Annotated in this window: 10 protein-coding genes; 6 read left to right on the forward strand and 4 right to left on the reverse strand. The window is 68.6% G+C overall.

The features are described 5' to 3' along the window. Positions 1-4: 4 nt before the first annotated feature. Positions 5-1,402: a hypothetical protein gene (locus tag VFE83_RS08365; RefSeq protein WP_324905202.1), complete on the reverse strand. Its 1,398-nt coding sequence runs from the start codon at positions 1,400-1,402 to the stop codon at positions 5-7. 299 nt (positions 1,403-1,701) lie between these two features. Continuing rightward, the gene (locus VFE83_RS08370) at positions 1,702-3,864 is read right to left on the reverse strand and encodes a RelA/SpoT family protein (RefSeq protein WP_414674710.1); all 2,163 of its coding nucleotides are present in this window, start codon (positions 3,862-3,864) and stop codon (positions 1,702-1,704) included. 67 nt (positions 3,865-3,931) lie between these two features. Here VFE83_RS08370 and VFE83_RS08375 point away from each other — a divergent pair, with 67 nt between their 5' ends. Together VFE83_RS08375 and VFE83_RS08380 are read left to right on the forward strand one after the other, a co-directional pair. Beyond that, positions 3,932-4,435 (forward strand): hypothetical protein, encoded by a 504-nt coding sequence (locus VFE83_RS08375; RefSeq protein ID WP_324904995.1) that lies wholly within the window; start codon positions 3,932-3,934, stop codon positions 4,433-4,435. Continuing rightward, positions 4,435-4,911 (forward strand): hypothetical protein, encoded by a 477-nt coding sequence (locus tag VFE83_RS08380; protein ID WP_324904997.1) that lies wholly within the window; start codon positions 4,435-4,437, stop codon positions 4,909-4,911. The genes VFE83_RS08375 and VFE83_RS08380 overlap by 1 nt, the downstream gene beginning before the upstream one ends. Before the next feature lie 12 nt (positions 4,912-4,923). Here the strand turns inward: VFE83_RS08380 and hrpA are convergent, their stop codons facing one another. Then, positions 4,924-8,958: an ATP-dependent RNA helicase HrpA gene (gene hrpA / locus VFE83_RS08385; RefSeq protein ID WP_414674715.1), complete on the reverse strand. Its 4,035-nt coding sequence runs from the start codon at positions 8,956-8,958 to the stop codon at positions 4,924-4,926. A gap of 97 nt (positions 8,959-9,055) precedes the next feature. On the opposite strand from hrpA, the gene VFE83_RS08390 reads away from it, so the two are divergent. From VFE83_RS08390 to VFE83_RS08405, 4 genes are all read left to right on the forward strand, one after another. Then, on the forward strand, positions 9,056-9,625 hold the full coding sequence (locus VFE83_RS08390; protein ID WP_324905000.1) for a Dps family protein: 570 nt from the start codon (positions 9,056-9,058) through the stop codon (positions 9,623-9,625). 138 nt (positions 9,626-9,763) lie between these two features. After that, a complete protein-coding gene (gene recQ, locus VFE83_RS08395; protein ID WP_324905002.1) occupies positions 9,764-11,575 on the forward strand; it encodes a DNA helicase RecQ in 1,812 nt (603 codons plus the stop codon). A gap of 86 nt (positions 11,576-11,661) precedes the next feature. Beyond that, positions 11,662-12,066, forward strand: coding sequence for a GFA family protein (locus VFE83_RS08400; RefSeq protein ID WP_324905004.1), 405 nt, complete (start codon positions 11,662-11,664; stop codon positions 12,064-12,066). Positions 12,067-12,085: 19 nt separating this feature from the next. Next, complete coding sequence (locus VFE83_RS08405) at positions 12,086-12,523, forward strand: GFA family protein (RefSeq protein ID WP_324905006.1); 438 nt, start codon at positions 12,086-12,088, stop codon at positions 12,521-12,523. A gap of 33 nt (positions 12,524-12,556) precedes the next feature. Here VFE83_RS08405 and VFE83_RS08410 read toward each other — a convergent pair whose 3' ends face one another. Next, positions 12,557-13,192: a hypothetical protein gene (locus VFE83_RS08410; RefSeq protein WP_324905008.1), complete on the reverse strand. Its 636-nt coding sequence runs from the start codon at positions 13,190-13,192 to the stop codon at positions 12,557-12,559. Positions 13,193-13,467: the final 275 nt, after the last annotated feature.

Here is a 13,467-nt window from a genome sequence, read left to right on the forward strand (position 1 = left end):
GGATTCAGTTCGCCGCCGCCGCCGCGCGCAACCGGTCGGCGAACTCGCCCAGACCGGTCGCGTTGGGGTCGAGTTCGCGGGCGGCGGTCAGCGCCGCCTGGGCGGCGTTGAGCTCGCCGGCGCCCAGGCGCTCGTCGCCCACGGCGATCCAGCGCTGCGCGAGACGGCGGCGGGCTTCGCGCAGGCCCGCGTTTTCGCCTTCCAGCGCCACGCGGGCATCCAGGCATTCGCGGGCGCGGATGAGGCGGTTGCCGCGCAGTTCGCGTTCGAAGCAGGCCTGTGCCGTGGGCAGCAGGCGGCTCATGGCGGCGCGCACACCAGGGTCGTTGGGAGCCAGCGCGCGCGCGGCGCGCACCTTGTCGAAGGCGCTGTCGCCGGGTGGCGTCATCAGGTCGCCACGCGCTTCGGCGGCGCTCGCATCGGCGAGCAGTTCGCGCAGGCGGCGCTGGCGGTCGCCGGATGGCGCACGCGACCCGTAGCGCAATTCGCTCTGCCTGGCCTGCTGCAGCCTTCGCTCGGCCTCGGCAATACCGGGTGCCTGCAATGCGATCGCGCGCGCGTCGCGCAGTGCGGCCTCTGCGTCGTCGAAACGGAAATCGGCGGCGTAACGCTGGCTGCGCGCGGCATACGCGTTGGCAACCTCGATCAGGCCGCGCTCCGCAGCCGCATCTCCGGGCATGGCCTGGAGCGCAGCGAGGTATTCCTGCAGCGCCTCCGCCAAGCGCCCGCGACGCAGCTCGGCATCGCCTGCGCCACGGCGACGCTCCGCGATCTGCGTGAGCTCGGCCAGCGCAGCGGGCAGATCCACGTGACCGGCGTCGGCGGCCTGCACGCGATGAATCCGCGCCGAGGCCTCGGCAACTTCGCCGCGTGCCAGCGACGCGCGCGCCTGTTGCAGCAGATCGGCCAGGGTGTCCTCGCGGCCTTCCAGCGCGTCCAGGTTGCTGGGCTGCAGCGTGAGCACGCGCTGGTAAAGCGCCAATGCCGAATCGTCGCTGCCTTCGAGCTGTCCGTCCTTGCGCGCGGTGGCTGCACGGGCCAACAGCTTCGGGATGCCTGCATCGATCGCCTCGCGCTCGCGCAAACGCTTGGCCACGACGTCCACGCGTGCGCGAGGCATGTTCAGTTCCCGTGCCAAGGCGAGGTTGCGGTGCGCGATGGGGTAGCGGCGCGCCTGGATGGCGGCCTCCGCCTGCGTGAGCGCAGCTGCCCCGACGCGTGCCAGGCCCTGCCGCGCCTCGCTGCGATCCGGATCCAGCGCCAGTGCCGCGGCGTACAGTTCGCGCGCGCCACGCCCGTCAGGCGAAGTCAGCCGCCCCTGCGCGAGCGCCCGGGCCGCGTCGGCCTGCAACTGCTGCGCGCGAGTCTCCGGCCACAACCAGTCGGACAACGGTTGACGCATGAACAGGAGCCCGGCGGCGATAGCGAGCACAGCGGCGCCGAGCACGAACCACCAAAGGCCACGACGCGGCTCGCGCGGTTCATCACGCGGGCGCGTACCCCCGCGACTGCGCCCACGCGCGAAGTCGTCCGGGTTCCATGCGCCCATGCGCGGTTCGACGCGACCGTCCATCGAGGGTGCGGCATCGTCCGAAGGTCCGCGCGGGCGGTGAGGGTCGTGTTGTCCGGGAGGTACCGATGTCACCCGGCGAAGGATAGCGCCTGCTCCGTCGCCGCTCCGTGCGAAGGGACGGGCTGCGTTCAGCGACGCTGCGCGTACTCCACGCCAGGAAGCGAGGCCAGCTTGCCCAGCAGCGTGGACAACTGCCCGTAATCGCCCACGCGCAGTCGCAGTCGCAGGCGCACACGCGCACCGTTGCGCTCGCTGTCGCTGCGGATGCTGACCACGTGGGCATTGCCCTGCGCGATGAGGTTGGTCACCTCCTTCAGCAGCCACTTGCGGTCCAGCGCCAGCACTTCGATGTCGACTTCGTAGCCGCTGCCAGCCCGGCCCCATTCCACCGGCAGCACGCGCTGCGGCTGGGCCGCCGCGAGGCGTTCGAACGAGGCACAGCCCGGCCGGTGCACGCTCACGCCGCGTCCACGCGTGAGGTAGCCCACGATCGGCTCGCCGGGCAGCGGCTGGCAGCAGCGCGCCAGCTGCACCAGCAGGTTGCCGACGCCCTCCACCGTGAAGTCGGTGCTCCTGCGAGGCACATGCCGCGGTGAAGGCGGTGTGGTCACCGTAGTGGTTGCGGGCGCTGCCGCGTGCGCCGCTTCGCGTGCGCGTTCGTGTTCGAGCAGCGCGCGGCCGACCTGGTGCGGGCCGATGTCGCCCAAAGCGACCTGCACGTACACCTCGCCGTCGGTGGCGAGGTTGAACTTCTCGCGCGCGGGCGTCAGGTCCGCGCCCATCAGGCCCAGCCGGCGCAGCTCCTTGTCCAGCAGTTCCTTGCCCGCCGTCTCGTTGCGCACGCGGTCGAGCTTGTGGAACCAGGCGCGCACCTTGTCGCGCGAGCGGCTGCTGGCAAGGAACCCGTTGGATGCGACCAGCCAGTCGCGGCGGGGCTCGCCGGTTTTCGCCGTCATGATCTCGACGCGATCGCCGCTGCGCAGCTTGTGGTCCAGCGGCACGATGCGTCCGTCCACCTTGGCGCCACGGCAGCGGTGACCGACTTCGGTATGCACGTGGTAGGCGAAATCCAGCGGCGTCGCGCCCGCCGGCAGGTCGATCACCTCGCCCTTTGGCGTAAGCACGTAGATGCGGTCTTCGAGCAGTTCGGTATCGAACTCGCCCGACAAAGAGGCCTCCTCGCGGCCCGCTTCGGCACCTGCTTCGAGCAGGCGGCGCATCCACGCGATCTTGCGGTCGAACGCGGCATCCGCGCTGTGGCTGCCGACTTCCTTGTATTTCCAGTGCGCGGCCACGCCCAGTTCGGCCTGGCGATGCATCTCGTGCGTGCGGATCTGCACTTCCAGCGTCTTGCCTTCCGGCCCGATCACGGCGGTGTGCAGCGAGCGGTAGTCGTTGCGCTTGGGCCGAGCGATGTAGTCGTCGAACTCGCTTGGGATCGGCGTCCAGGTGGCGTGGACCACGCCGAGCGCGGCGTAGCAGTCGGCCAGCGTGTCGACCAGCACGCGCACCGCGCGCAGGTCGTAAAGCTCGCCGATCGGCACGTGCTTGCGCTGCATCTTCTTCCAGATGCTGTAGATGTGCTTGGGCCGACCGGCAACGTCGGCTTTCAGTCCCTGCGCATCCATGGCCTCGCGCAGCGTGCCCTTGACCTGCTCAATGTACCGCTCGCGGTCGACGCGCTTTTCATCGAGCAGCCTCGCGATCTGCTGGTAGGTCTGCGGTTCCAGGTAACGGAACGCGAGGTCTTCCAGCTCCCACTTCAGTTGCCAGATGCCCAGCCGGTTCGCCAGCGGCGCGTGGATGTCGCGCGTGAGCAGGGCGAGTTCGCGACGTTCGTCCTCGGGCAGGCGCTCGGCATGACGCATGCGCGCGAGCTGGCGCGCCAGCAGGATCGGCACCACCCGCAGGTCGCGCACGATGGCCAGCAACAGCCGCCGCAGGCCTTCGTTGCCGGCCTGGCCATGGCGCTGCGCGTGCAGCGCCCACACCTGTTCGGCGGCGCGCTGGCCTTCCAGCAGCGGCGCGATGCTCGGGAAGTCGCGCTCCACCGTGGCGCGCAGGGACGCTTCCCACGCCGGATGCGAATGCAGCATTGCCGCAGCGACCGTGTCGCCATCCGCACCCAGCAGCGCCAGGGCTTCGAGCATGCTCTGCACCACGGCGGGCGATTCGGCGGCCGTGTCCGCGCCCTCGGCCGCCTGTTGCATCGCCGTGCGCAGCGGCGCAGGAATGCCCGCGGCGACGGGATGCGTCAGCGCGTGGTTCGGCTGGGGGGACGGTGTTGCCATCTCGATGGAACAGTGGGTGACGCAGGGACGGTCTACACTAGCCCGCAACCGTCTGGAGGAACAGCGCATGCCCTCACCCCGCCTTTCGCACGTCCGCGCCGGCCTGCTCGCACTGGCCCTGCTGCTGCCGCTGGGAGCCGCGTCGGCCCAGCAGAAGATCGAGCAGCAGATGAGCCACGAGCAGTTCAAGTCCGCCGGTCTGGACAAGCTGACGCCGCAGGAACTGGCCAACCTCAACGCCTGGCTGCAGGGCACGCTGGAAGTGGAGACGGCGAAGGCCGCCGAGGTCGCCAAGCAGGAATCCACCACCGAAGACCGTCGCGGCCTGTTCACCCGGGAAGTCCGCGAGCCGGTGACGGCGACACTGTCCGGTGGATTCAACGGCCTGGCCAAGGGCCGCGAGTTCACGCTCGACAACGGCCAGGTGTGGCGCCAGACCGACGACGCCAGCCTCACCGGCGTACGCCTGGACAAGCCGCAGGTGAAGATCACGCCAGGCCTCGTCGGGAATACCTGGTATCTGTCGGTCGAGGGTTACAACACCCGCGCCCGGGTGCAGCGGGTGAAGTGATGCGAGCCCTCGTCCTGGCTTTCATCGCATGCACGATGGCGGTGCCGACGGCTCACGCCGAGCCGCCCTACGTGCCCGTCGAACAGCGTCTCAGCGCCGAGGAAATGCGCGCCACCGGCCTGGACACGCTGACGCCGGACCAGTTGCAGTTGCTCAACCGCCTGCTGCGCGAGGAGCGCAAGCAGGCGGTGACCGCCGCCGTCGTGCAGAGCCAGCGCGACGAGGCCGGGCTGCGCCATCGCCGTGCAGCGCCGGAAGCGGTGAGCGGCGCCGTCAGGGGCACGGTGCGCGGCTGGTCGCGCGGCGACGTGGTGCTGCTCGACAACGGCCAACGCTGGCGGGTGACAGACGGCAGCCTGGTCCTGCGCAAGGCCGCGGTCGACCCGAAGGTGACCATCGCGCCCGGCATGCTCGGCGCGTGGTACCTGCAGATGGAAGGGCAGACGCCCAAGCTCAAGGTGCAGCGCGTCGACTGACGCGCGGCGGATTCACTGGCGCAGCTGCGCGAGCCGCTGCGCCAGCTTCTTGGGCGACACGCCGCCACGCGTGCCCAGTTCCTGCGCGAATAGCGACACGCGCAGTTCCTCCAGTTCCCAGCGCAGCGCCTGCCATTCGGGCATGTCGGCCTCATCGTCCCGCACCGCCTTCGCGAGGGCATCGACGAACGGCTTGAGTTCCAGCATTCGTGCCTGGTCGCGGACCGGGTCGCGCAGCGCGCGTTCACCGCGCAACGCCAGCGCCTTGAGGTAACGCGGATACTCGCGCAGCGCCTGCGCCGGCACATTGCGCAGGAAGCCCGGCGGCGTCAGCGAGGCCAGGTGTGCGCGCATGTCGTCGAGATTGCCGATGGCCCAGCCCATCAACGGCGATTCCAGCTTGACCCGCGCCTCGGCGACCGCGGCGAGGATGGTCTCTGCCTGCTTCAGCCGTTCCATCGCTTCGCCGAACAGCTGCCGGCCGATCGCGTCCCGGCGCGTGGCGAAGGTGTCCGCGTCGCGCACGTCGTCCAGGTCTTCCGCGGCCAGAGACGCAAATGCGCCGTCCACCAGATCGGCACGCAGGCGGTCGCCTTCCTTCAGTCCATCCGTACGCGGCGCGGCGGCTTCGATCGAGGCATAGAGCAGGCCCATTTTCGGCGTGACCGGCAGTTGCTTGCGCGCCTGCCGCTGCTTGTCGGCCAGCGCGATGGCGAGCAGGCGGCGCACGCCGCGCGGATGCTCACGGCGCGCTTCCTCGCGATCGGCATGCACGCGCAGCGACACGCTGTCGCCGTCGTCGTGCAACGCGGGATATGCGGGCACGCCACCCGCGCCAGGCACGGATTCGGGAATCCGCACGTCGGGGAACGTGGTCAGTCCGCGCTGCGCCAGGCCGTCGGCGGCCTTGGCGGCGAACGCAGCCGCGGCGCGTTCGCCGAAGCGCTCGCGCAGTTCGTCCAGGTCGCGCGATTCGGCCAGCACCGTCTTTCCGTCACGATCGAACAAGCGCAGGTTCATGCGCAGGTGCGGTTCCAGCGCGGTCTCGTCGAAGTCCGTAGGCGCAAGCGGCACACCGCCGAGTTTCTGCAGGAAGCGCGCGAGCTCGCCGGTGAACGCGTCGGCCGTCGGTTGCGAATGGGCTTCGTGGAAGGCACGCGCGAAGTCGGGCGCGGGCACGAAGTTGCGACGCATCGCCTTCGGCAGCGTCTTGATGAGCGCAGCCGCCTTGTCGGCGATGAAACCCGGCGCCAGCCACGTGAGGCGTACGGGATCCAGCGCGTTGAGCAGGTGCAGCGGCACCGCCAGCGTCATGCCGTCGTCCGGTGCGCCCGGCTCGAAGCGGTATTTCACGGCAAGGCGTACGTTGCCCAGGGCGAGATACGGCGGGAACTTCACCGCATCGCTCTCGTCGCCGATCATCAGATCCGACAGCGACCATTCCAGCCCGGCCTTGTCCGCCGGCGACAGCCTGTTGAACCAGGCGTCCAGCGCCTGCGTGTTGTGCACGTGCGGCGGCAGCCGATCGAGGTACCACTGCGCCATCCATTCCTCGTCGACCACGAGGCCGGCGCGGCGTTGCTTGGCTTCTTCCTCACGCGCCTTGGCCAGCGTGGCCAGATTGCGCGGCAGGAACGCGCTGCGCGTGTTGATCTCGCCGGCCACCAGTGCGTCGCGCGCGAAGATCGCGCGACTTTCTTCGGGGAACAGCGCGCCGTAGTGCACCGGACGCTTGGGCGCCAGCACCAGGCCGAACAGGCTGATCTGCTCGCTGCCGATCACGCGTCCCTGCGAACGCGACCAGCGCGGGTCATGCTGGCGGCGCGAAAGCAGATGCGACAGCTCGGCGATCGCCCAGTCGGGTTCGATGGATGCGTTGGTCAGCGCCCACACGCGCTCGGTATCGAGCAGCGTGGCGGACAGCACCCACGGCGGCGGCTTCCTGGCCAGCGGTGAACCGGGAAACAGCTGGAACTTGCGCCCGCGTGGGCCGTCGTAACCCTTGTCGCTGCGCGTTCCGATCTGGGTCGGCAGGCCGGCGATGAGGGCCTTGTGCAGGGTGGCGTAGTGCTGCGCCGACGCGCCTTCCGACGTCTCTTGCGGCAGAGGCTGCCGTCCTTGGCGCGACGCATCGGCTTGTGGGTCGCCCTGCCCGGCCATCCCTGGCCGGGCGCTCGCGGCCGTGCGAACCAGTGGTTCGCCAACGCGGCCGCTCGCCCACCCCATCTCCTCGGCCATCAGCTTCAGCTGGCGATGCAGCTCGCGCCATTCGCGCATGCGCAGGAAGCCGAGGAAGTGCTTCTCGCACCAGCCGCGCAGCTTCGACTGCGTGAGTTCCTCGTGCGCGGCGTTGTAGGCTTCCCACAACTTGAGGATGCCGACGAACTCCGACTTGGCGTCGGCGAACTGCGCGTGCGCATTGTCGGCTGCGGCGCGCTGGTCGGCAGGGCGTTCGCGTGGATCCTGGATGCCCAGGAACGAGGCGATCACCAGCATCTCGCGCAACACGCCATGCTGGTTGGCCGCCACCAGCATGCGCGCCAGTTTCACGTCCACCGGCAGGCGCGACATCTGCCTGCCGGTCGGCGTCATGCGGCGTTCGTCGTCGACGGCGCCCAGCTCGGCGAGCTGCTGCCAGCCGTCGGCGATGGCACGCGGGTCCGGCGGCTCCAGGAAAGGGAATTCCTCGATCCTGCCCAGGCCCAGCGACAGCATGCGCAGGATCACGCCCGCCAGTGCGGCACGGCGGATTTCCGGATCGGTGTAGCGCGGACGCGATTCGAAATCCGCCTCGGAATACAGGCGGTAGCAGGTGCCCTCGCTGATGCGGCCGCACCGGCCTTTGCGCTGGTCGGCGCTGGCCTGGCTGACCGGCTCGATGTGCAGACGGTCGAGCTTTCCACGTGGGCTGTAACGCTTCACGCGCGCAAGGCCTGGGTCCACTACGTAGCGGATGCGGGGCACCGTCAGCGAGGTCTCGGCGACGTTGGTGGCCAGCACGATGCGGCGCTTTGGTCCCGGGTTGAACACACGGTCCTGGTCGCGCACCGACAGGCGCGCGTACAACGGCAGCACTTCGGTCTCGCGATACTTGCGGCGCTCCAGCGCCAGGTGGGCGTCGCGGATCTCGCGTTCGCCGGGCAGGAACACCAGCACGTCGCCGCGCGGATCCTCGCGGGTGATCTCGTCGCAGGCCGACACGATGCCGTCGTTGATGGTGCGGTCGCCGTCGTCCTCGCTTTCGCCTTCAAGTGGACGGTAGCGGACCGTGACGGGATAACCGCGGCCCTCCACGTTCACCACCGGCGCGCCGCCGAAGTGCGCGGCGAAACGCTCGGTGTCGATGGTGGCGGAGGTGACGATGACCTTCAGGTCGCGGCGTCGCTGCAGCAGTTGCTTGAGATAGCCGAGCAGGAAATCGATGTTGAGGCTGCGCTCGTGCGCCTCGTCTATCAGGATGGTGTCGTAGCGCGACAGCCAGCGGTCGGACTGGATCTCCGCCAGCAGGATGCCGTCGGTCATGAACTTCACCGCGGTCTGCTCGCCGACGTTCTCGGTGAAGCGGACCTGGTAGCCCACCGCGCCGCCCAACGGGGTTTGCAGTTCCTCGGCGACGCGCCGCGCCACGGCGCGCGCGGCGATGCGGCGCGGCTGGGTGCAACCGATCATGCCGGAGGCACCGCGTCCAGCGGCCAGGCACAGCTTGGGCAGCTGGGTCGTCTTGCCCGAACCGGTCTCGCCCGCGATGACGACCACCGGATGCGCACGAATCAACTCGACGATCTCGTCGGCTTTTGCCGCAATGGGCAGGTTGGGATCGACGGGCGCCTGCGGCAGCGATGCGGCGCGCGCCTCGCGCTGGCCGACGGAGGTCCCCAGCGCCTGCGCGAAGGCTTCGCGGGCACGCTCGTCGGCGGGCCTGGCGTTCCACTTCGACCACAGGCCCTGCAGCCGGCCACGGTCGCGACTCAGCGCACCGTCGATGGCGCGCCGGGCCTGGCGTAACGCATTGGTGACATCGGCCTGTCTAGACTGCGCCGGGTCCATTGATTTCATCGATCAAGCTGCAAGCTAAAAACCATTTCACACCGCGGTCGACACGTCCTATTGTCGCCGCAATGCCATGAGCGAAGGGAGAACCAAGATGGCCAAAGAGAAGAACGGCAAGTCCAAGGCCGCCGCCAAGGGCGCGCCGAAGGGCGCAACCCAGGGATCGCTGACGCCCACCGCCAGCAGCCAGGACGTCGACATCGGCATCAGCACCGGCGACCGCAGGAAGATCGCCGAGGGCCTGTCGCGCTTCCTGTCGGACAGCTTCACCCTGTACCTGAAGACGCACAACTTCCACTGGAACGTCACCGGGCCGATGTTCAACAGCCTGCACGTGATGTTCGAGACCCAGTACACCGAGCAGTGGAACGCCCTGGACGAGACCGCCGAGCGCATCCGCGCCCTGGGCTTCAACGCGCCCGGTTCGTACGCGGAGTTCATCCGCCTGAGCTCGATCCCGGAGGAGCCCGGCCTGACCGAAGCCCCGGACTGGCGCGAGATGGTACGCCAGCTCACCGTCGGCAACGAGGCCGTGGCCCGTACCGCGCGCAAGGTGCTGAAGATGGCCGACGAGGCGGGTGACGATCCGACGGTGGACCTGATGACCCAGCGCCTGCAGACCCACGAGAAGTACGCGTGGATGCTGCGTTCGCTGCTGGAGTGATCGCCGGGCAGGCTCCTGCCTGATGCGTTACGGAAGCCCGGGATTTCCCGGGCTTCTGCGCTTTCGGCTCGGCGAATGGCTCGCATGATCGTGCCGCGCGGTCAGGCCGGCATCGCCCGCGCGGGCTAAAATGCCCGCATGTCCGATTCCGCCCTCGATCTGCTGCGCCGCGTGTTCGGCCACCCTGGCTTCCGCGGCGAACAGGCGCAGATCGTCGAGCACGTCGCGGGCGGCGGCGATGCGCTGGTGCTCATGCCCACCGGCGGCGGCAAGTCGCTGTGCTACCAGTTGCCGGCGCTGCTGCGCGAAGGCTGCGGCCTGGTGGTCTCGCCGCTGATCGCGCTGATGCAGGATCAGGTCGAAGGCTTGCGTCAGTTGGGCGTGCGCGCGGCCTACCTCAATTCCACGCTCGACGCCTCACAGGCCAGCGACGTGGAACGCCAGTTGCTCGCCAGCGAGCTGGACCTGCTCTACGTCGCGCCCGAGCGCCTGCTCACCGCGCGCTTCCTGTCCTTGCTGGAGCGCGCGCCGATCGCGCTGTTCGCCATCGACGAGGCGCATTGCGTTTCGCAGTGGGGCCACGATTTCCGTCCCGAGTACCGCCAGCTCACCGTGCTTCACGAGCGCTGGCCGGACATCCCGCGCATCGCGCTGACCGCCACCGCGGATGCGCCCACGCGACGCGAGATCGCCGAGCGGCTCAAGCTGGAGGACGCGCGCCAGTTCGTCAGCTCGTTCGACCGCCCCAACCTGCGCTACCGCGTGGTGCACAAGGACGGCGGCGGCGTGCGGCAGTTGCTCGACTTCCTCGAGGGCCATCGCGGCGAGAGCGGCATCGTCTACGCGTTCTCGCGCAAGCGCGTGGAAACCGTGGCCGAGCAGTTGCAGGCCGCGGGCGTGAACGCCCTGCCCTACCACGCGGGCATGGACGCGCAACTGCGCGCCGGCAACCAACGAAAGTTCCTGCAGCAGGACGGCGTGGTGATGGTGGCGACCATCGCCTTCGGCATGGGCATCGACAAACCCGACGTGCGGTTCGTCGCGCACGTGGACCTGCCCAAGTCGATCGAGGGTTATTACCAGGAGACCGGCCGCGCTGGCCGAGACGGGGAAGCCGCGGAAGTCTGGCTGAGCTACGGACTGGGCGATGTCGTCAACCTGCGCCAGCTGATCCAGCAGGGTGAAGCCGGCGAGGAGCGCAAGCGCCTGGAGTTGCGCAAGCTCGATGCGCTGCTGGGCTATTGCGAGTCCACCCAGTGCCGCCGGCAAGGACTGCTGGGCTGGTTCGGCGAAGCGCACGGTGGCGCATGCGGCAACTGCGACAACTGCCTGGAACCGCCGCGCAGCTGGGACGGCACGGAGGCCGCCCGCAAGGCGCTTTCGTGCGTGTATCGCACCGGGCAGCGATTCGGCGCCGGTCACATCATCGACGTGCTGCGCGGCGTGAATACCGACAAGGTCCAGCAATGGGGCCATGAACGCCTCAGCACCTGGGGTATCGGCAGCGACCTGGACGAACGCCAATGGCGCGGCGTGTTCCGACAGCTGGTCGCCGCCGGGCTGCTGGAAGCCGACATCGATCATCACGGCGCACTGCGCCTGACCGCGGCCAGTGGCCCCGTGTTGAAAGGCGAACGCGAGCTGCGGTTCCGTCACGAGGCGCCCAAGCCGTCACGTGGCCGCAAGTCGCGAGGCGGTACCACCGCGCCGATGATCGACCTGGATCCGGATTCGCAGCTGCGCTTCGATGCGTTGCGCGAGTGGCGAACGGCCACAGCGCGCGAGCAGAACGTGCCCGCGTACGTGATCTTCCACGACAGCACGCTGCGCGCGATCGCGCAGGCCGCGCCCGACGACCTGGACGAGCTGGCACGCGTGCCCGGCATCGGCGCCAGCAAGCTCGACCGCTATGGCGAGGCCGTGCTGCAGCAGTTGTTCGACGCCGCTTGAGGCGCCGTCCGGCGAACACGCACCGCACACGGCCGTTGCCGTAGGTATACGCGCGGGTCCGCAGCCGCATCGCGGCGGAGGCACACGTGAGCGTTTCCATCGAAGGCGGCTGCCTGTGCGGCGCCATCCGCTACCGCGCCACCGCACGACCGGTCTCGCGAAGCATCTGTCATTGCCGTACCTGCCGGCGCGCCAGCGGTGCGCCCTCGGTGGCGTGGTCGACCTTCCACCTCGACCATTTTGCGTATACCCAGGGCACGCCCGCGCAGTTCTGTTCCTCGCCCGACGTGGTGCGCACGTTCTGCGGCCGCTGCGGCACGCCACTGAGCTATCGCAACGTGGCCGACTCCGGCACGCTCGACATCACAACCGCGACGCTGGACGCGCCCGAAGACTACCCACCGACGAAGGAAACCTGGATCGACCATCGCCTTGCATGGGAACCGCTCAGTACCGCCACGCACCACTATCCGCAGACGAGCGGATCGTGACGTTACCGGAGACGTACTAGTGGAACGCGATACCACCTTCGAAGGCGGCTGCCTCTGCGGCGCCGTCCGTTACCGAGCCAGCGCAGCTCCGCTGCGCGGCGTCATCTGCCACTGCGCGATGTGCCGCCGTCATTCCGGCGCACCGGCGCTGGCGTTCGTGCACTTTCCCGCCGATGCGTTCGAATGGCTGACAGCGCCACCGACGTGGTACCGCTCCTCACCCTTCGCCGAGCGCGGATTCTGCCCCACCTGCGGCAGCACCCTCGGCATGCGCGAGCAGGTTCTCGCCGACCGCGTGCAGGTCTGCGTCGGCAGCCTGGATCAGCCCGAACGCATACGCATCGACGACCACGTGTGGACACGCTCGCGCATCCCCTGGTTCGAGATCGGCGACCACCTGCCGCGCTTCGAGGAACGCAGCACGGCGGTGCCGAGCCGGGCTGGCGGGGTGTCGTAGGCGCAAGATTGCCCGTGCGCCGCAACTGCCGATTCAGGATGAAGGCAGGTTGGTGGCAGGGCAGCTGCCGGCAGGCTGGCTGACCACGGCAGATCGCTGCAGCCCGTTCGCCCCTTGCACAAGTTCATACACCTGCACGGCGCAGTCGCCTTGTGTCCAGACGCTGACCATCTCGTAGTTCCGACCGACTTGCGGAACGAAACTGCTGGCGGCGTAACAACTGGCCGAACTGCGCTTACCCGGCGCGCCAGTGCCCGGGATGCCGGGCATGGACGATTCGCGATAGAACGAGAACGCCGCCGAAATGGGCTGGCCCGCGCTCGCGGCGATCTCGACGTAGTGCTTCGGCATCACAGCCGCCTTCGGCATGCCGAGATCGCGCTTGCGCTGCCCGCCCATCTGCGGCCCGGCCGGATAGCCACTGCCGGGCACTTCGTAACTCACGCAGGTGCTTTCGGGATACACCTTGACGTTGCGCGAACCGATCAGGCGGATGTGAGCGAGGTCGCCGATGGTGGGCTCGGCGTAGGACGATAGTTCGCTTTTAATGGTGCTCTTCACGAAGCAGCCGGTCAGCAGGCTGCTCGTACCTATGGCGAAGATGGCTATTGTCATCTTCCGGATACGGCTAAACGCTCCGTGCATGTGGTCCTTTCCTCCAGCTTTCATATGAGCGCCCGTACCGAACTGAACACTTGAATTTCGGCCCAGAGCACGGCGCAACCAGTTACGGTCGACAGCAGGCAAAATAAGCACTACCTGGCCGCAACAGCTGAATTTCGCCCATCTTCGTCCCTTCCTTCCACCAGTCGATACTCCGCGGCGGTTGATTCTCAGGAACGACCGAAATTAATGTGATGTCGCCTTTGGCAAACGTGACGGTGCTGCCGTCACCGCTTAGGAATCCGTTGTACCCACTCATACGAAGAATCTCTTCCGCTTCC

The organism is Lysobacter sp., assembly GCF_035655815.1.
Taxonomy (GTDB): Bacteria; Pseudomonadota; Gammaproteobacteria; order Xanthomonadales; family Xanthomonadaceae; genus Lysobacter_J.

Coding starts and splice junctions, on each gene's coding strand:
- VFE83_RS08365 (WP_324905202.1), bottom strand. CDS start 1,402: ATGCGTCAACCGTTGTCCGACTGGTTGTGGCCGGAGACTCGCGCGCAG.
- VFE83_RS08370 (WP_414674710.1), bottom strand. CDS start 3,864: ATGGCAACACCGTCCCCCCAGCCGAACCACGCGCTGACGCATCCCGTC.
- VFE83_RS08375 (WP_324904995.1), top strand. CDS start 3,932: ATGCCCTCACCCCGCCTTTCGCACGTCCGCGCCGGCCTGCTCGCACTG.
- VFE83_RS08380 (WP_324904997.1), top strand. CDS start 4,435: ATGCGAGCCCTCGTCCTGGCTTTCATCGCATGCACGATGGCGGTGCCG.
- hrpA (WP_414674715.1), bottom strand. CDS start 8,958: ATGGACCCGGCGCAGTCTAGACAGGCCGATGTCACCAATGCGTTACGC.
- VFE83_RS08390 (WP_324905000.1), top strand. CDS start 9,056: ATGGCCAAAGAGAAGAACGGCAAGTCCAAGGCCGCCGCCAAGGGCGCG.
- recQ (WP_324905002.1), top strand. CDS start 9,764: ATGTCCGATTCCGCCCTCGATCTGCTGCGCCGCGTGTTCGGCCACCCT.
- VFE83_RS08410 (WP_324905008.1), bottom strand. CDS start 13,192: ATGAAAGCTGGAGGAAAGGACCACATGCACGGAGCGTTTAGCCGTATC.